Origin of the sequence: Anoxybacillus thermarum, assembly GCF_000836725.1 — a bacterium.
Classification (GTDB): Bacteria; Bacillota; Bacilli; order Bacillales; family Anoxybacillaceae; genus Anoxybacillus; species Anoxybacillus thermarum.
In genome coordinates, this window is sequence record NZ_JXTH01000014.1 from 1 (window position 1) to 19,392 (window position 19,392).

The 19,392-nt window shown below is 40.2% G+C and carries 17 protein-coding genes and 3 pseudogenes; 4 read left to right on the forward strand and 16 right to left on the reverse strand.

Annotation, left to right across the window (positions count from 1 at the left end; translation table 11 throughout):
• Window positions 1–425: 425 nt before the first annotated feature.
• The 12 genes and pseudogenes from LH47_RS05115 to cysK form a co-directional block, all read right to left on the reverse strand.
• A pseudogene (locus LH47_RS05115) lies at window positions 426–854 on the reverse strand (recombinase RecA); the annotation flags it as partial.
• A gap of 280 nt (window positions 855–1,134) precedes the next feature.
• Window positions 1,135–1,758, reverse strand: coding sequence for a DUF559 domain-containing protein (locus LH47_RS05120; protein WP_009362677.1), 624 nt, complete (start codon window positions 1,756–1,758; stop codon window positions 1,135–1,137).
• 80 nt (window positions 1,759–1,838) lie between these two features.
• Window positions 1,839–2,447, reverse strand: a pseudogene (gene recA, locus LH47_RS05125) (recombinase RecA); the annotation flags it as partial.
• A gap of 105 nt (window positions 2,448–2,552) precedes the next feature.
• A complete protein-coding gene (locus LH47_RS05130) occupies window positions 2,553–3,785 on the reverse strand; it encodes a competence/damage-inducible protein A (RefSeq protein ID WP_043965305.1) in 1,233 nt (410 codons plus the stop codon).
• A gap of 21 nt (window positions 3,786–3,806) precedes the next feature.
• Window positions 3,807–4,385, reverse strand: a complete 579-nt coding sequence (pgsA, locus tag LH47_RS05135; protein ID WP_043965307.1) for a CDP-diacylglycerol--glycerol-3-phosphate 3-phosphatidyltransferase — start codon at window positions 4,383–4,385, stop codon at window positions 3,807–3,809.
• Window positions 4,386–4,414: 29 nt separating this feature from the next.
• Window positions 4,415–5,281: a helix-turn-helix domain-containing protein gene (locus LH47_RS05140; RefSeq protein ID WP_084221253.1), complete on the reverse strand. Its 867-nt coding sequence runs from the start codon at window positions 5,279–5,281 to the stop codon at window positions 4,415–4,417.
• A gap of 9 nt (window positions 5,282–5,290) precedes the next feature.
• Window positions 5,291–6,082 (reverse strand): DUF3388 domain-containing protein, encoded by a 792-nt coding sequence (locus LH47_RS05145; protein WP_043965312.1) that lies wholly within the window; start codon window positions 6,080–6,082, stop codon window positions 5,291–5,293.
• 182 nt (window positions 6,083–6,264) lie between these two features.
• Window positions 6,265–6,513: a DUF3243 domain-containing protein gene (locus tag LH47_RS05150; RefSeq protein WP_009362683.1), complete on the reverse strand. Its 249-nt coding sequence runs from the start codon at window positions 6,511–6,513 to the stop codon at window positions 6,265–6,267.
• A gap of 65 nt (window positions 6,514–6,578) precedes the next feature.
• Window positions 6,579–7,292, reverse strand: coding sequence for an elongation factor P 5-aminopentanone reductase (gene ymfI, locus LH47_RS05155; protein ID WP_043965314.1), 714 nt, complete (start codon window positions 7,290–7,292; stop codon window positions 6,579–6,581).
• A 6-nt stretch (window positions 7,293–7,298) separates the two neighbouring features.
• Window positions 7,299–8,579 (reverse strand): EF-P 5-aminopentanol modification-associated protein YfmH, encoded by a 1,281-nt coding sequence (gene yfmH, locus LH47_RS05160; protein WP_043965316.1) that lies wholly within the window; start codon window positions 8,577–8,579, stop codon window positions 7,299–7,301.
• Window positions 8,576–9,853, reverse strand: a complete 1,278-nt coding sequence (yfmF, locus tag LH47_RS05165; protein WP_043965318.1) for an EF-P 5-aminopentanol modification-associated protein YfmF — start codon at window positions 9,851–9,853, stop codon at window positions 8,576–8,578. The genes yfmH and yfmF overlap by 4 nt, the downstream gene beginning before the upstream one ends.
• A gap of 46 nt (window positions 9,854–9,899) precedes the next feature.
• Window positions 9,900–10,853 (reverse strand): cysteine synthase A, encoded by a 954-nt coding sequence (cysK, locus tag LH47_RS05170; RefSeq protein ID WP_043965319.1) that lies wholly within the window; start codon window positions 10,851–10,853, stop codon window positions 9,900–9,902.
• Window positions 10,854–10,961: 108 nt separating this feature from the next.
• Here cysK and LH47_RS05175 point away from each other — a divergent pair, with 108 nt between their 5' ends.
• Window positions 10,962–11,327 (forward strand): rhodanese-like domain-containing protein, encoded by a 366-nt coding sequence (locus LH47_RS05175; protein ID WP_043965321.1) that lies wholly within the window; start codon window positions 10,962–10,964, stop codon window positions 11,325–11,327.
• Between the two features lie 12 nt (window positions 11,328–11,339).
• On the opposite strand, the pseudogene LH47_RS05180 reads toward LH47_RS05175, so the two are convergent.
• The 4 genes and pseudogenes from LH47_RS05180 to LH47_RS05195 form a co-directional block, all read right to left on the reverse strand.
• Window positions 11,340–13,484, reverse strand: a pseudogene (locus LH47_RS05180) (DNA topoisomerase III).
• Between the two features lie 30 nt (window positions 13,485–13,514).
• Complete coding sequence (locus LH47_RS05185; RefSeq protein ID WP_235341061.1) at window positions 13,515–14,372, reverse strand: TIGR03943 family putative permease subunit; 858 nt, start codon at window positions 14,370–14,372, stop codon at window positions 13,515–13,517.
• Between the two features lie 9 nt (window positions 14,373–14,381).
• Window positions 14,382–15,359: a permease gene (locus LH47_RS05190; protein ID WP_043965324.1), complete on the reverse strand. Its 978-nt coding sequence runs from the start codon at window positions 15,357–15,359 to the stop codon at window positions 14,382–14,384.
• 114 nt (window positions 15,360–15,473) lie between these two features.
• Entirely contained in the window at window positions 15,474–16,391 is a 918-nt protein-coding gene (locus tag LH47_RS05195; protein ID WP_043965326.1) for a diacylglycerol/lipid kinase family protein, read from the reverse strand.
• 295 nt (window positions 16,392–16,686) lie between these two features.
• Between LH47_RS05195 and LH47_RS05200 the strand changes: the two genes are divergently transcribed.
• The 3 genes from LH47_RS05200 to LH47_RS05210 all read left to right on the forward strand — a co-directional run bounded on the left by LH47_RS05200 (window position 16,687) and on the right by LH47_RS05210 (window position 19,355).
• Window positions 16,687–17,046, forward strand: coding sequence for a DUF2294 domain-containing protein (locus tag LH47_RS05200; RefSeq protein ID WP_043965328.1), 360 nt, complete (start codon window positions 16,687–16,689; stop codon window positions 17,044–17,046).
• Between the two features lie 119 nt (window positions 17,047–17,165).
• Window positions 17,166–18,155, forward strand: a complete 990-nt coding sequence (locus tag LH47_RS05205; RefSeq protein ID WP_043965330.1) for a sodium-dependent bicarbonate transport family permease — start codon at window positions 17,166–17,168, stop codon at window positions 18,153–18,155.
• A gap of 81 nt (window positions 18,156–18,236) precedes the next feature.
• A complete protein-coding gene (locus LH47_RS05210) occupies window positions 18,237–19,355 on the forward strand; it encodes an NAD(P)/FAD-dependent oxidoreductase (RefSeq protein WP_043965332.1) in 1,119 nt (372 codons plus the stop codon).
• Window positions 19,356–19,392: the final 37 nt, after the last annotated feature.

Genomic DNA, 19,392 nt, shown 5'->3' on the forward strand with positions numbered 1-19,392 from the left:
CTCCAAAAGGGCCGCCAACAAGACAGCGAACACCTTTTGAAGAGTTCTGACTAATTGTTCCTCCAGCTCTTTTAATAAAGGCCATTCTGTGGTAAAATGTTTCATGGACTCTCTCCCTCCTGTTTTATTGATGTTGGTCATCACCATCATAGCAGGGAGAGAGTCCTTTTTGCATGACATTTGCTTTTTTCTACCGCGCTTCGCTTGGTGGCCCCGACGAGCGTCGCGAACAAAAGTTCGCAACCCTCGTCGGGGAATCATTCCTGAATGTCACCCACAAATATTTTACTCACACCATTGTGGGAAAGCGTTTCATATCGCTTTATTTTCCAAAAAAAGAGGGTGTTCCAGAAATAACGGAGCACCCTTTCCATGACTATATATGCACATAATCACCTTTTTATTGAAGCAAGGCGACCTTTTTATTATTCTAAAAAGTCTAGATCATCTTCGCGTACGGATGTCGTCGATGCCCCTGCTGTAATGCCATAATGTTGGCGAATTTCACGTGCAATTTCTTCCATAATATGGGGATTTTCCTTTAAAAATTGTTTTGCATTTTCTCGTCCTTGTCCTAGTCGCTCATCTTTATATGAATACCAAGCGCCACTTTTTTGAATAATGTCGAGTTCAGCACCCATATCAATAATTTCGCCTTCTTTTGAAATTCCTTCGCCATACATAATATCTACATCCGCTGTTTTAAACGGAGGCGCCACTTTGTTTTTCACGACTTTAATTTTCGTCTTATTTCCAACCATGTCGTTGCCTTGTTTAATTTGTTCTGCACGACGCACTTCTAAACGAACAGACGCATAAAACTTCAATGCACGACCTCCAGGAGTTGTCTCTGGCACATCCTATAGATTTACCATCTCTATAGGGTGGACTATATCTTCATCTCCAAACATGGAGAGCCTTGCGCTTCCAGCAGTAGCCTATCCTCTGCTGTACCCTACTCAGTGGCAACATATGCCCCTTTCGGTAGTCTCTACACCTTCCTTACTATAAAAGTAGTAAGGCTTGGCACGGTATTACCCCATAAATCTTGGAGGGCTCCACCGTTAGCACGAAGTATACAAACTTCGCACACCCCTAGGCAATCGGGTTCACAAGGTTTTTTTCTTGCTATCACTAGCAAGGGAAACCCAGAGTAAATTGCTTAATTTTTTCTGTTACATGTTCAATATTTTGTAGTTCTTTTTCGTATATAACCAAATAACGATAGCCTTTTTTTGATAAATATTCTCTCTTTCTAACATCTCGATCTTGTACCTTTTTTGTTGAGTGAGCCCATTCACCATGGACATCGATACAATGTTTTCTTCCAAGATAAAAATCAATAGACCATTTATCTATTCGTTTTTGTTTTATATACGCTAGATCAAGTTGTTCAAGAATTTGTTCAACCTGTTGCTCGATTTGTGTATCAAAGTTTTTCCGTCGAACCTTCACCCCAAGTTCTTTTCTTCTCTTTGCCACACAAGTATCAGTTACACCATACTTTTTAGCAATCTCTACGTGGGATAAATAAGGATTTCTTAACTCCCTCTCAACCTCTTCTGTTTTGGGTAAATACACCTTCCAATGTCTCTGCCTCTGTATTCCTAAAAGTTTGATGATTTCCCCAATCCTTCGAGGATCTAACCGTGTTTCACGCGATATTTCGGTTAATTTCTTGTTCGAATTTTGAACGATATAATCAACTTGCCACTGCTCTATATTTCTAAATGTTCTATTTCCCACTTTAACAACCAAATCATATCTCCTCCTAGAGAGAGGATATAGAAAGAACTACAATTTGTGAACATGTAACGAAATTAAGCAACCATATATCGATTTCCAAACATAACTCCTACTTTTTCCCTTATTTGGTTAATGAAGATGGCGATCGTTTTAGATTTGTTGATGGCGCCTGATAGTTTACGTAACGCTTGGGACATGAGTCGCGCCTGCAATCCAACGTGAGAATCGCCCATTTCTCCTTCAATCTCTGCCTTCGGAACAAGAGCTGCAACTGAGTCAATGACGATAATGTCAACTGCCCCGCTTCGCACGAGCGCTTCGGCGATTTCTAACGCCTGCTCCCCTGTATCTGGCTGTGAAAGCAACAATTCATCGATATTGACCCCTAATTTTTCAGCATAAACAGGGTCTAACGCATGTTCCGCATCAATAAATGCGGCTTGCCCCCCTTGCTTTTGCACTTCTGCAATCGCGTGAAGGGCAACCGTTGTTTTCCCCGAAGACTCTGGACCGTAAATTTCAATAATACGTCCGCGCGGATATCCTCCTACGCCTAGCGCAATATCAAGGGCAAGAGAGCCGCTCGATACCGTCGAAATTTGACGATCTGTTTGCTCCCCTAGCTTCATAATTGAACCTTTTCCAAACTGTTTCTCAATTTGCTTTAACGCTTGTTCTAATGCTGCTTGACGATCGTTCAAAGAAACTCCTCCTTTTGCTCGTGAAAAATAAAGCAGTAACTGCTACTTATTACTATACAGCTTTTCTATTTATTTGCCAAGAAAAATCGAATAAGTGTTCGTAAATTAATGTAGCAGCTGTAGTAAATAATAACAACCGTATTTCGCTGTACGCATCCGAATGGCTCGGCGTCCGCCTGATAATGTAAGGGCAAATGTCTTTGTCCTTCGTTCTGTTGCAATTCCTATCCATACCGTTCCTACTGGCTTTCCTTCCAACTCGTCCGGTCCTGCAACACCTGTAAAACTAATACCGATATTGCTTCCGCAAAGCTTTCGAACATTTTCTGCCATCAACTGCGCGCATCGTTCACTAACTGCCCCCTCCGTTTGTAATACTTCTTTCGGCACATGGAGCACATTTTCCTTTATTTCATTCGTATAACAAACAACTCCCCCCGCGATAACTGTAGAAGCCGTTGGGAGTGCTGTCATTTCTTCTAAAAATAAACCTCCCGTTAAACTTTCAGCAACAGCGAGCGTCTGATTGTTTTCTTTCAATGTAGCTAACAATTTGCTAAACAACGTGTCATCATTATAACCGTAAAAGTAAGGATGAACGCGGGCTAAAATGTTTTGCTCCAACTCATCAATGAGCCGCTTTGCTTCTTCTTCACGCTCATGCTTCGCTGTTAAGCGAAGAGTTACTTCGCCATCAGACGCCAGCGGAGCAATCGTCGGATTTGTTTGAGCATCGATGAAATCCTCGATTTCTGCTTCTAACTGTGATTCACCGATATGAAAAAAGCGGAGAACACGTGAAACAATTTTCTCGCGAACATGACGTTTTTGCAATAAAAAAGGACGTCCATATTTGATGAACATCGGTTGCATTTCTTTTGGCGGACCCGGGAGGAGCATGTACGTGATGTGATCAACAGTAAGTGCCATTCCCGGAGCCATCCCATGTTCATTTTTTAACACATAACTTCCTTCCAATACGAGCGCCTGCTTTCGATTGTTCGGGGACATCGGGCGCTTCGTTTTCGCAAAATAATCACAAATAGAACGCCATGCTTCTTCATCTAAAACGAGCGATTTATTTAACATGTTTGCAATCGTTTCTTTCGTTAAATCGTCTTTTGTCGGACCAAGTCCCCCTGTGAAAATAATTAAGTTCGAGCGTTGCTTCGCTACTTCAATCGCATGTGTAAGTCTTTGAGGGTTATCGCCAACAACCGTATGGTAATACACATCTATTCCTATTTCAGCTAATTGTTGCGATAAAAACTGAGCGTTCGTATTTGCAATTTGACCAAGTAAAAGTTCTGAACCGACCGCAATAAGTTCTGCTTTCATCTTTCTCCCATCCCTTTTTATTTACTTTGAATGACGAAATGCGTGTTTATTTTTCGCAAAGTAATCCCATCCTGACCAAATCGTGAAAACAAGTGCAGCCCACAACGAGATGTCCGCAAACGGAAACGACAAAAGGGAAAAGGGAAGATTATGCAAAAGAAGCGCAGCAATCGCTACAATTTGCGTCCACGTTTTAATTTTTCCAAGCATATTCGCTGCTACCACTTCACCTTCTCCCGCTAATACAAGCCGTAATCCGGTTACAGCAAATTCACGGCTAATAATGACAATGACGATCCATGCAGGAGCTAAGCCTAATTCGACAAGCGCAATGAGCGCAGCAGATACAAGTAATTTATCTGCGAGAGGGTCTAGAAACTTCCCTAAATTCGTTACTAATCCATATTTTCGTGCATAGTATCCGTCAACCCAATCTGTTGTTGATGCGATAATAAAAATAAGCGCAGCTATGGCGTGTGTTACCGGTAGCTGTTCTGTTCCGATTTGAATCACACCGAAATCAATCGGTGCCAACAGAAAAATAAGGAAGAAAGGAATAAGAAGCATTCGCGCAATCGTAATTTGATTTGGTATATTCACAACACTTACCTCCAACACTTCATCCAACATTATTGTTTTTTATACAGAATATTAATATCTTGGCGCACATGATCGTTTGGATTGACAGGATATTCAAGCGTCTGCCCGTTTATTTTTACTTCTGCATTCAATGTTTGTCCGATGACTAACAATACCTCTGTTTCATTTGTTAAATCAAATGTTTCGGATTGATTTGCATACATCATTTTCCGTGCAAACGCCTTTCCTTTTCCGTTTTTCACTTCAATCCAAGCGTCACCTTTTGTTGCAATGTCAATGATCAATTGCTCTCCTGTCACTTCAAGTGTCGATCTTCTCCCGTTCGTTTCAATTACTTTAACCGTCGCTTCTAATGGTTGTTCCTGCTGTTCATTTTCTCCTTCGTTTTCAAACTGTTGCTCACTTTGTTTTTCCGGTTGTTGCTCGTTTGCTTGCTCGGACTGTTCAAATTCTGTCTTTTCGTTAATCACTTGCTCTTGTGGTTTTTCGTTTACCGTCCGATTTTGGAAAAAAAACCAAAGAACAACAGCCACTCCAATCACTAATGTACCGATCAAAATTTTCGGAAGAACATCGAGCACTTTTGCGCCTTGTTCTGATAATTGTCGCGATTTTACACGCGATAGTTCGCCAGGAAGTTCTTCTTGTTGGGCATTTGGAATTTCGTTTGCATATTGCTCAAACAGTTCGTCAGCATCGAGGCCGACTGCCTCGGCATATTGCCGAATAAATGCTCGAACATAAAATTTCCCTGGCATAATGACATAATTTCCTTGTTCAATTGCGATTAAATATCGTTTTTGAATTTTAGTGATTTCTTGCAAATCATCTAAACTCATATGACGCTGTTCTCTCGCTTCTTTCAAACGCTTCCCTAACTCTGTCAACGGAAACACCTTCCATCTTTAAAAATCGATACTTGAAAATCCGTCATTTCCAAAAAATGAGGAATGATCAACGAGATCATACGTAATTTCCTCATCTGCATCGTGACGCAATTCAATGATATAGTCAAAGTCATCGAGCTTATATTCTGTATGCCTTACAAAAATGTCAGGATGTTCAATCACTTTCGTCGCCGGTAGACGCATGAGCTCACGAATAAGTTGCCAATGTCGCTCGTTTGACCGACGCGTCGAAACAATCCCGTCAATAATAAAAACATTATTTTCGCTATATTCATCTTCGATTAATTGACTACGAATCGTCTGTTTAATTAATGTAGAAGAAACAAACAACCAACGCTTGTTTGCACACACGCTCGCAGCTACGATCGATTCCGTTTTCCCCACGCGTGGCATACCGCGAATTCCAATTAACTTATGCCCCTCTTGTTTAAACAGCTCTGCCATAAAATCAACGAGCAAACCTAACTCGTCTCTAACAAAGCGAAACGTCTTTTTGTCATCAGCATCGCGCTGAATATAACGCCCATGCCGAACAGCAAGACGATCCCGAAGCTTCGGTTCACGTAATTTCGTTACAGTAATATCTTCCATCGTCGCTAAAATGGATTGTAAGCGCTCAATTTGTTCATGACTTTTACATAACAAAAGCATACCTCGACGCGAATCATCCACTCCGTTAATCGTGACGATATTAATGGAAAGCATGCCAAGGAGCGATGCGATATCTCCTAACAACCCCGGGCGATTCATATGTATTTCATACTCTAAATACCATTCTTTTTTCTCCATATACCCCTTCTCCCCTTTACGTTACACGATGCGATCATTTAAGCAACGCTTTGTCGAAACACGCATGTATGTTTATTTTACCATTTGAATGCGAGAATGAAAAGAATGGACGACCGTTTTTTGTGAACAGATAAACATAGTAAAACAAGCTGGTGGATATCACCAGCTTGTGCCTACATGACTTATTTATTTTGGACAAGTTTAATCATCATGTTTGCAATAGCATGTTGCTCTTGCTCATTTGCCACATGCCACAAATCGGCAAGTACACGCTCTTCTGGGTTTTTCGGATCGACTTGTTTCGCCAAATAATCCCCAATTTGATAAGCAATATCCGAAATGACTTGCTGGTTCATCCCTTGCTCTTGTGCTTGATGAAGACGATCAGCTAAAAAGCTTTTCCATTGTTCAAAATTATCAAGAACAGACATATGCAAACCTCCTTGAAATTCGTTTCAAGAACAGTTTGCCTCACAACATAAAAAATTATGCTTGCTTAACAATACCAACCGCCATTTACAGATAAAATTTGTCCTGTAATATACGATGCATGATCAGAAATTAAAAATGACACAGCTTTTGCCACATCTTCCGGCTTCCCTACTCGCCCGAGTGGAATATCATCAATTAGCGCTTCCATCTCTTCTTCGGTAAACTCATGAAGCATCGGCGTATCAATGGCCCCTGGAGCGATCGCATTGACTCGTATGCCACTTGGAGCCACTTCTTTTGCTAACGCTTTAACGAATGTATTTTGCGCACCTTTTACCATCGAATATAACACTTCGCAAGACGCACCTGTTAGCCCCCAAATGGATGAAATTACTACAATTTGTCCACGACGTTGTTGAATCATAGAAGGCAACAGTCGTTTTGTCAGTAAAAATGGACTTGTTACATGTAGTTGCACCATTTGTTCTACTTGTTCATTAGTCATGTCCGTCATCAATCCATACGCACTCATTCCACTATTATGAATGAGCACGTCAATAGGATGGAAAATAGAAGACATTAACACATCTACCCCAGAAGGATGAGATAAATCAGCTTGAATCGCATATGTGTCTGTGGATATTTCTTTCATTACATGTCGAACGGATTGCTCATTTTTGTAGTAATGTAAGTATAAACTATACCCATCTTTAGCAAGCTGCCGAGCAATTTCTTGCCCAATTCCCCCGCTCGCTCCCGTAATTAAAGCATATTTCATCTCATTTCACCTTTTCGGAACAACTTGACATACAGTAAACTGTTCGCGAACAAAGCATTCGCGAGCGACCGCTTTTAAATCGTCAGACGTTAATGATTGTAACGTTTCCACAACATCGAACAAACTCATATGATCAAACGCATACCGAGTAAACTGATTTGCAACATATTCAAGAGAATTTAACGAACGTAAAAATGTGCCGATCTTTTTTCTTTTCATTCGTTCGACTTGCTCATCATCAATATCGTCAAACTCCAAAAGAATACGCTGAATTTCTATCGCTAATTGATCAGGTTGCGATGTGTCACCGCCAACTAAGCCGAACCCAAAATCACTTTCTTCCGTATAGTCAACCATAAATGTTTCGTCAATTAATCCTTGTTGATACAACCGCTCATAATGCAGCGAGCTTTTTCCAAATAAATAGTCGAGCAATAAGCCGATGGTACATTCATGTTTTAACTTGTCTTTTCCTTTTGTATATACGTTGTTCGCTTTTACACCAACGAAACATTTTGGCGTTTGCACGTTCATTTCAATGACATGTCGTTCACGAGCAACATGAGTCGGCTCCTCATAACGAAATCGCTCGATCTCTGTCGGCGGACGGAACGTTTTTTTCGCTTGATTCGTTCGAATTTGTTCAAGTATAGCGGATGGATCAATAGGACCTGTAACAAACAATAACATGTTGCTCGGATGATAAAACGTTTCATAACACTCATATAATAAGTCTTTCGTAATGTGTGAAATCGACTCTACCGTTCCTGCAATATCAATTTTTACGGGATGGTGATGATACATGCTTTCGATTGTCCCAAAATACAAACGCCAATCCGGATTGTCATCATACATGCGAATTTCTTGACCGATAATCCCTTTTTCCTTTTCAACCGTTTGTTCTGTAAAATACGGCTCTTGCACGAAATCAAGTAACGTTTCTAAATTTTTTTCTACATTTGTTGTACTAGAAAATAAATAGGCGGTGCGTGTGAAAGACGTAAAAGCATTCGCAGATGCCCCTTGTTTGCTAAACGTTTGAAATACATCGCCATCTTCTTTTTCAAACAATTTATGTTCTAAAAAATGAGCGATGCCATCTGGTACTTTTTTCATCGTTGTTTTTCCGTATGGGGTGAAGTAGTTATCCACCGAACCGTATTTCGTTGTAAACGTCGCATATGTTTTGTTAAATTCTTTTTTTGGCAAAATGTAAACATGTAATCCATTGTTTAACCGTTCATAAAATAATTGTTCCTGTAGTTGATCGTGGTGAATGATTTTCATTTTTTCTCACCTTCCTTCTCCGTTAAAAAATAAATCGTATCTAATTCAATTTTTTTCCCCACACGAACGATATCTTCTCGCGTCACTTTTTCAATTCCTTCAAGCCACTGTTGTAACGGACGTTGATTTGTTGCAATGACATTATGATAAGACATTTCGATCATTCCTCTTGCGGTATCGATCGTCTCTAATAGTTGATTACGAATGACCGCTTTTGTTTGAACGATTTCTTCATCGCTAAATTGCCCGTTACGCATCCCCTCTGCTTGAGCATGGATGATTTCGAGTGCACGCTCGTACTTGCTTGGGTCAATTCCCGCCATGACCATCATCATTCCTTGGTGACTTTCAATACGAGAAGCTGCATAATAAGCTAAACTCGCTTTTTCGCGCACATTAATAAACAATTTTGAATGTGCAAATCCTCCAAATATCCCATTCCATACTTGTAACGCATCATAATCTGGATCATTATATGTCGTATTCGTTCGATAGCCGAGATGAAGCTTCCCTTGTTTCACATCTTGTTTTTCTACAACTTCTTGCACATCCGTTCGTCTTATGATCGTCGGTGTCGCTATTGAACGCGGCGGGCGCACTTCTAGCGAAAAACGTTCAGCCACATCATGTTCTACATCAGCTAACATGACATCCCCAACGATGTATAAATCTATTTCATCGTGTTTCAACATGTGCTCATAATGTTCATATAAACGTTTAGCGTCAATCGAATCGACATCCTCTAGTTTACCGTGAACATCAAGCGCATAAGGTGAACCTTTATACATTTCTTCCATGAGTCGATGTTGGGCATATCGCATTTTATCGTCAAACAACGATTGGATTTTTTGTTTCAATGCCCGTTTCTCCTGTTCAACGATCGCAACAGAAAATCCATCTCCCTCGGTAAACGGACGAAATAGCATATCGCTAAATAACGTCAACGCTTCACGTAATAATGGCGATGTGTCACCTAAAAATTTTTCGTTTGCAATATCCATTCGAATAGTAATAATATGATTTTCTCCTTTTTTCGCTAAATCAACTTGTAAAGTAGCACCATATAGTTCGTCTAAATATGTACGTAACGCTTTCATCGACGGATGCCGCTCGGTAGCGTTTTGTAGTACGTATGGAACAAGGGCTCGCATCGTTACATCTCGTTCACATAACGGCGCTTTCATCTTTAATACGAGCGTATTCGTTTTATATTTTTTTGTCGGAATGACATGAAGACGAAGACCGCCTATCGTTTTTACTTCTTCTTGAAACATACAATCACTCCTTTTTATTTTATAGCCTCGACATTTTTGATCGCTCTTATCCGCTAAATAAATCGGATGATAAATATCGTTCTCCTGTATCTGGTGCCATGCAAAGTACACGTGCATCTTTCGGAAGAGTGCGAGCCACTTGAATAGCACAATAAGCTGCCGCTCCAGCTGAAGCTCCGACAAAAATTCCTTCTTCTTTCGCTAATCTTCTTGCCATCATTTGCGCTTCTTCATCTTTGACGAGCAAAACATCATCATACACCGTTCGATTTAAAATGCGGGGAATAAAACCTGGCCCAGTACCAGGAATTTTATGCGGCCCCGGTTGCCCACCCGAAAGAACGGGAGACCCGTATGGTTCCACAACATAAATGCGTAAACGAGGAAATTTTTTCTTTAATTCTTCCCCCGTTCCTGTTACTGTCCCGCCAGTTCCTGCCGTAAGTACAAACGCATCAATCCCATCTGGAAATGCTTCTATAATTTCAAGCGCTGTGCTAACCCGATGAGCATCTGGATTTGCTTCATTTTCAAATTGCATAGGTATAAAGCTGTTTGGAATGTTCTCGGCAAGCCGATACGCTTCATCAATCGCCCCTTGCATGCGCAAAGCTGCCGGAGTTAAATACACTTCTGCCCCATATGCTTTCAATAAATTCACACGTTCTTTCGTTGCATTATCTGGCATCGTAATAATGCAACGATATCCTTTTGCTGCACATACCATCGCTAATCCAATTCCTGTATTTCCTGATGTCGGCTCAATAATTGTGCTTTCATAAGGGACGATTTTCCCTTCTTGTTCTGCTCGTTCAATCATTCGTCTAGCTGCGCGATCTTTCACGCTTCCACCTGGATTAAACGACTCGAGCTTTATATATACACTTGCTCCCTCTCGAAAAACGACCCGATTGAGCTTCACAATGGGCGTGTTTCCGATCAAATCGATAATCGATTGATACATCATTTTCCCTTCTTTCCATGTAAACCTTTTTTTCATTGTACTACACATTAAAATAACAATGGTGTCGAAACGTTTGAAGAAATGAAAAAAATCAGTTAGAATACACGAGTGGGTATTCGATTATATACGGAGGTTGGGAACAAAATGAAAAAATGGGCAGTTCTTTTATTCGTATTTCTTTTCATCATAAGCGGATGTGCACAAGGGGGGTATGCAAACATTTCTGTTGATGAAGCAGCACAAATGATCCAAAAAGGAGACGTTGTTGTTCTTGATGTTCGAACAGAAGAAGAATACGCTTCTGGTCATATTCCAGGTGCGATGTTACTTCCTTTACAACAACTGAAAGAGCGCATAAATGAACTGAAAAAAGACGAGACATATATCGTTGTTTGTCGTTCAGGTAATCGCTCAGCGCAAGCAAGCGAATTGCTAGCGAAAGAAGGGTTTACAAATATATATAATATGACTGGTGGCATGAACGAGTGGAATGGTGATGTTGAAAAATAGGAGGCAGTCCTCCTATTTTTCAAACGAAAACGATATACGTTTTTCTTTTTCATCCCATATGAGCGCAGCGTTAAATGTGTTTTCTCCCTTTTTAAACCCTTTGATGACATTTGTCTTTCCTTCTGTTAACAATTTTTTTATGTTTGTTTGTGAAATGGATTTTCCTAACATCGTTTTTGAAATAGTAAATGAGCACTTTGTTTTTGCGTAATTGACACAGCCGTAAAACGAACCTTTATCAATGACGGATCCCCCACAAAACTTACAAGTCCCAACATGTTTTCCGATCGTTGTTTTTTTCTTTCGCCGAATCGAAGCCATATCAAGCCCTTCAAACGACCAGCTGCTTGCCATTTGCACCGCATCTGTTACGATTTTCGCTGCTAATTTTTTGACTTATTCCATAAAATGTGTAGCTGACGCCTTTTGTTCGCCAATTTCACTTAATCGTTGCTCCCATTTCGCTGTCATCTCGGGTGACGCTAAAATATGTGGACCGATGGCTTCAATTAATACTTTTCCTTTATCGGTTGCATATACTTGATTATTTTTTATTTCGATATAGTTTCGTTCCTTTAATGTTGTAATAATGGAAGCACGAGTCGCTTCCGTACCGAGTCCTTCTGTTTTTGCTAATACTTTTTCTAGTTGTTCATCGTCTAAAAATTTCCCTGCTGTCTTCATTAACGTAATCAGCTCGCCTTCCGTGTATCGCTTTGGCGGCTGTGTTTTTCCTTCTTTCACATGCACATCATATACAGTCCCTTTTTCTCCGCTTTGTACATTTGGTAAAAGCTGCACATCATCATCTTGTGACATAAGGACGTTCCGCCATCCTGCTTGTATTTGCTTTTTTCCTTTTGAAATGAAACGTGCCCGTCCATCGACAAGAGTAATCATCGTCGTATAGTCAAATACCGCCTCTTCACAATGGGCAGCGATCAAGCGTCGAACGATAAGATCGTAAATATTTCGCTCATCATGGCTCAGTTTTTCCAAATCTGGAACTTGTTCAGTCGGGATAATGGCATAGTGATCTGTTACTTTCTTTTCGTTTACATAACTTTTATTATGTAAAATTGAATAATGAGCAAGTGGAAAATAAGAAGCATACTCTTCCTTTTGGGCAAGCCACTTTAAAATATGCGGAAACGTTTCCGCTTCCCCTTTCGTGACATATTGTGAATCCGAACGCGGATACGATACATATCCTTTTTGATATAGCTTTTGTAATATATCTAGTGTTTTTTGTGGTGAATATTTAAATCGCTTGTTGGCTGTTGCTTGTAATGTTGATAAATTAAACAAAAGCGGCGGTAAAAATGTTTTTCGCTCACATGTAACTTCTTCTATCTCTACTTGTTTTCCTCTGCAAAATGCGCTCACCTTTTCGGCGAGCTGCTGATCATATGTTCTTGTTTCATTTTCATGCCACCACTTTCCTTCGTATCGTTTTCCATTCACATCAAACGTAGCAACAACTTCCCAAAACGGCTCGGGACGAAACTGTTCAATTTCTTTTTCTCGTCTCACAATTAATGCAAGCGTCGGCGTTTGCACACGCCCGACGGAAAAAACATCGTTCATCCCTTTTTGTTTCAATAAAATTGTGTACACTCTCGATGCGTTCATGCCAACAAGCCAATCGGCACACGTCCGCGCATACGCCTCTTCATATAGCGGACGGGTCTCGTTTTCATCTAACAACTGGCGAAAGCCTTGTTCGATTGCTTTCGGTGTTAACGATGAAATCCAAAGCCGTTTGATCGGTTTTTTGACGCCGCTCATATAAATGATATTTCGAATAATCAATTCTCCTTCTCTCCCTGCATCGCCTGCATGAATAATTTCTGTCACTTCTGGCTGATGGAGTAATTGTTTAATAATGGAAAATTGTTTCACCTTTTTTCGATCCATTTTATATTGAAAACGATTAGGAATGATCGGCAACGTATCTAGTGTCCACCGCTTCCAGCTTGCTTCATACGTTTCCGGAGAAGCTAATTCAAATAAATGTCCAACTGCCCATGTCATATAAGCGCCTTTCGGAAACAGCTCATTCGGTAAAATTTCAATATACCCTTCTCGTTTTTTTGTTTGAAAAATAGATGCAAGCGTCTTTCCTTGATCAGGTTTTTCAGCAATAATCACTTTCATTTTTCCACCCCTTCACGATGGCTAGAGCCTTTAATACTCATATACATACGGTTGATCTGGCGCATTCACAACGGTGACACTTGGCTTTATGATTACGGGAACAAATCTCTCTCTGTATGTCGTTTCGTCAATAATCCCTTCAACCTTTACCCATGTGTCGTTTTCCCATTTTGCTGCCTGATCTGTTTTTACTAATATCCCATAAACTGTTGCATCAGCCACACAACAAGTTAATCCATAACGCGCAACAACAAACTCATCGGCAGCAAAATCACGTTCTCGAAATACAAATCCTGTAATTTCAATTCTTTTCCCAATCATAGCGTCGATTTGTTCGTTAATGAAGTTTAATGTTGATACGTACTTGTCATCGTTTACAACAACCGTTTGTGCCTCTAATAAATCTTCTTTTAACTGTTCTTGTTTCTCAACTTTTTCCGTACCTTCATCTTGCATAATATTTTCAATTTGATTGTCAATATTTTGCATATACCCTTCTGGATCTTCTAAAAACTGTTCGACCATCTGTTTATTTTCTTCACTTATTTCTCTTCCACCTAACTGCACACCACGTTTAGCTGCAAGTGCACTATCTAGTACATAGTTTGAAAACATAAAACCGATAAGCAACGGAACAATAAACACTCCATACACTCGTATGCTTTGTCCGACTGTTTTCGGAACATGATGCCCGCCTTCACAATGATGACAACATCCATCCTCTTCCTTTCTCCATATTTGTATACTTCCAAGTAGTAAAATTGTGAACGTTGCAAAATAAATAAAAGGTAACATTTTAGGGACGATATAGTTTGTCAAGTTCCCGCTTAATAATAATTTGATAAACAATAAAGCATATCCACACAATAAAACACCTCGAATCATCATCACCCCTCCTCATCCTATGAAGTGAAATATATAGACGCACACATACACAACAGTCGTCACAACACCGATAAATATAACGACAAATCTTCGCCGAAAATATGCAAGCATCATTAACGTATTTTTAAAATCAATCATTGGACCATATATTAAAAATGCTAACAGAGACGCTGGAGCAAATGTCGATGTAAACGATGCCGCAACAAACGCATCTGCCTCTGAACAAAGCGACAACACATAAGCAAATCCCATCATTAAAGCCGGGCCAATTATTTCGTGTTGTCCAACTTCAACTAATATTTCACGATGAATCACAACTTGAAAGAAACTAGCGACAAATGCCCCAATAATTAAGTAGCGACCAACATCAAAAAATTCATCAACTGCGTGAGTCAACGTTGCTGTTAGTCGACTATTTACATGATGATCATGTGAATGCTTAATCGACTTTAATGGCAAATGATTCCGAAAAATAACATAAACGATTAAGCCAATAATCAAAGACGCAACAAATGCAATGCCCATTCTTCCATAAACGATAGACATATTTGCCGAAAACGCATAGTACGTAGACGCAAATACAACAGGGTTTAAAATCGGTGCCGTTACCATAATAACTACCCCTACATGAAGTGGCATTCCTTTTGTGATGAGTCGACGAACAACAGGAATGATGGCACATTCACAAATAGGTAGCAAGGCACCAACAACTGCCGCTGGAACAAGTGCAACAATTGGACGTTTCGGAATCCATTTTTGTACCATCTGTTCCGAAACGAACGTCTGAATCAATGAAGAGGCAAATACACCTAGTAAAATAAATGGAATAGCTTCCAACAAGATACTTAGGAAAATTGTTCCTACTTGCAAAGCAAATGAAGGAACGTTTACTTCCTTAACAAGAACATCCCCAAATAAAAATAAGGTCATGATGGATATAAATAATATCAATGAAGCTAAATCTCCTTTCTTACCAACCACTTTCTCCATATGCTCCCTCCAAAACATAATGATTCTTATTTTCTTTATATGCTTGTCTTTCTTTTAACATACAACTTTTTTCTTGTCAAAATAAAATCCCGAATAGATGAAAATCCATTCGGGCTACTTCAGCACACGTATTTGTTTGTTTACTGAAATCGTAATTTCGCCTTCGCCAATTTGCTCGCCATCTGCATGAAGGGGAAGAGACGTATTGCTACAAATATGAATATATTTCCCTTGAAACATATGTACTTCTTTCATCTTCACATGACCGCCCCAGAAAACTGTCACAAATAAAGCGAGCAATTTTAAACGTGATATATTATCGACAACGACAACATCAAAATGCTGATCATTTGACAGCGCAAATGGAGCAATCTTCATTCCACCGCCATAATATGGATGATTTGCAACGGTGACAAGCCACGCGTTTGAGAACGTATATTGTTTTTGATCAATAGTCAATTGCACAACGGTTGGTTTATATGCGAACAATTCTTTCAATAAATAAAGCACATAAACAAACTTCCCCAAATACAACCGATTTAACAGATGTTTCCATTTAGAATGGTTCACCCTTCGTGAAATATGTGCATCGAATCCACAACCAACGTTATTCACAAAAACACCTTGTTTTACACCTTTAAACGTTCCAATGTCATATACATCTACATGCGCGTCCTTAACACTCGATAACATGTAGCTAAGAGCCTCACTCCACTTTATTGGAATTTGTATCCCACGAGCAAAATCGTTTCCTGTCCCAGCGGGCATATACCCTACAGTCACATGACTGTACATCGCGACCCCGTTCATTACTTCGTGAATTGTTCCGTCTCCCCCAACAGCAATTAATGTAATCGGTTCATTTGTCTGTTCTGCTATTTGTTGTGCTAATTTCGCCCCGTCTCCTTGTTTTTGTGTGAACGCAACACGATAACAAATATGCTGTCGTCGAAGCACTTGTTCAATTTTATACCATATTTTTTTGCATTTTCCATTTTTAGCAGAAGGGTTTACAATAAAATACAGTTTCAAACTTTCTCCCCCATTCCTTATCTTCCCCTTTCCTTTTATTCTATCATGGCATATCTATGTATAACATCAATCTTTTCCCTTGACATAATTTTTTAAGACCTATAAAATTAAAAACAAATTATTGCACCGAGCGATTGATAGCCAAACAGTTCCATTGTTTTACCTTAGCGCTTTTGACGTGGTGACATGGCGAAAGCGAAAAGGCAAACGTTAAAACCGTTTAGGCTAAAGATACATCGGTATGCTTCACATGATGTGTAGCATGCCGATTTTCGTTTCTAAAGGGGGGATTCGTATGAGAACAAAAGGGGAACTAGAAGATCAAATTAGTCGCGCCCTTACTCAATGGGAAAAAGAATATTTAGGTCGCGGTCCACTCTCTGTGAAAACAGATATTTTACGAAATATGGTCATCGTGCAGTTGCGCGGCATTTTAACTCCTGCTGAAAAAGTATTGTGCGAAACAAAAGAAGGTATGTTGTCGATTAAACGCATTCGCGCAGATTTAATTGAATCAGGTAGCGAGCAACTAAAACAAATGATTTATACATTAACAGGTAAGCAAGTAACAAGCATGCATACAGATATTAGCACAAAAACAGGGGAACGGATGATCGTCTTTTTATTACAAGAACCAATCGATATACAAGGTTGATCTTTTAAAGGCCGATTGCGGTCAGTAAAAGATACGCCGGAAATATTTTTCGACCAAATCGAAAAATGTTTCCGGCTTTTTTGTTGAGTATAAAAAAGAAATAGAAGGAGAGGATTGCTATGCAAGAAATGATTATCAACAATTTAACATCGCCAGCTATTTTATTTTTTATTCTCGGCATTATTGCTGCTCTCGTCAAATCAGATTTAAAATTACCTACCGGGTTAAATGAATCGTTAAGCATCTATTTGTTAATCGCAATCGGAATGAAAGGTGGCATTGAACTTGCGGAACATTCTTTTCATGAACTCGTTCGCCCGTTAGTTGGAACGTTGTCGCTTGGTATCATTATTCCAATCATTACGTTTATGATTTGCCGCCGTCTTGGCATTGATCGTAAAAATGCAACCGGCATTGCAGCAACTTACGGATCCGTTAGCATCGTTACATTTGGTGCCGCAATCGCTTTTGTTGAACAAGCAAATATTTCGTACGAAAGCTACATGAACGCCTTTGTCGTCTTGTTAGAAAGCCCTGCGATTATCGTGTCCCTCGTCATATTGAAATTGTTAGAAAATCGCTCATATAAGCAAGAAGTAGTATATCGTTTCTCAGCTACATCTGTATACGGACCAATCATTAAAGAAGGTCTATTTGGAAAAAGCGTCTTTTTAATGGTCGGCAGCCTTCTCGTCGGGTTGATCGGCGGCGATCGTGCCCTTACGATTGTGAAACCGTTGTTTATTGATTTATACCCAAGTGTTCTCGTTCTCTTTTTACTAGGAATGGGTTTAACAGCCGGAAATCAGCTTGCAGCCGTACGTAAATATGGGATCAAACTGCTTGCATTAGGTATTCTTTTACCTCCTGTATACGGCTTTTTAGGAGTTGTGATCGGTTATTATTCAGGGCTATCGTTGGGAGGAACCATTTTACTTAGCGTGCTTGCTGCAAGTGCTTCATATATTGCTGCCCCAGCAGCGATGCGCGCATCCGTTCCTGAAGCAAATCCTGCGATTTATCTTGGCATGGCACTCGGGCTTACATTTCCGTTTAACTTAACGATCGGCATGCCACTATATTATGAAATGGCTAAATGGTTTTATTGAAAAAGCAAGGGGCGTCCCTTGCTTTTTTGACGTCTTATGTTATTGTAATGGTACGAAACAACGAAAGAAAAGGTGTGAGCAATGAATCGTTATATCGTCATCGGGGCTGGAATTGTTGGTGCTTCTATTGCCTTTCATCTAGCAAAAGAAAAAGGGCAGGTGATTTTAATCGATCGTGAAGACCGAGGGCAAGCAACAGATGCAGCAGCAGGAATCATTTGCCCGTGGACGTCACAACGGCGAAATAAAAAGTGGTATGCGCTTGCCAAAGGCGGTGCGGCATTTTATCCCCATCTCATTGAACAATTACAAACATATGGTCATCAAACAGGATATAAACGTGTCGGAGCAATTTGCTTACATCATGATGATAATAAGTTACAAAGCATGGAAGAGCGTTTGTACAATCGGCGTGAAGAAGCGCCTGAAATTGGAGAGATTATTCGTCTATCTTCGCAAGACGTAAAAATACGATTTCCTGTATTAAGTGACGAATACGAAGCGCTATATGTAAGCGGAGCTGCTCGAGTGGACGGACGCGCATTGCGACGTTCTCTTATTCATGCTGCTATTCAATTAGGGGCAACATATATAAAAGGAAGTGCGACCCTTTTGCATAAAAATGGACGGGTTATTGGCGCTACAGTTGGGAATGAACGTTATGAAGCGGATGCGGTTATTGTCGCGGCAGGAGTTTGGGCAAAATCGTTACTTTTACCGCTAAGTATTGATTTTCTCATTACCCCCCAGCGAGCACAAATCGTCCATTTACAAAACCTTGAGCAACATACTGATCATTGGCCTGTCGTCATGCCACCAAACAACCAATATATACTCGCCTTCCCAAAAGGAAAAATTGTCATTGGGGCTACACATGAAGATGGTGTTGGCATCGATTGTCGCGTGACTGCTGGTGGAATATATGAAGTGTTACATAAAGCGTTAACCGTCGCCCCCCATCTTGCTGATTGGACTCACTTAGAAACACGTGTCGGCTTCCGACCTCACGCACCAAACTTTTTACCTGTATTCGGTGCCGTCCCACAGATCGAAGGGCTTTATGTTGCAAACGGCCTTGGGGCATCCGGTTTGACTGCAGGACCATACGTCGGCTTCGAACTATCCAAAATGATTCTCGGGCAATCTACCTCATTACAACGAAGCGACTACGATGTCGCTCAAGCGATTCGATTTCTTTGATGAACGTACTGTTTAATTGCATATCCTATCGAAAGTG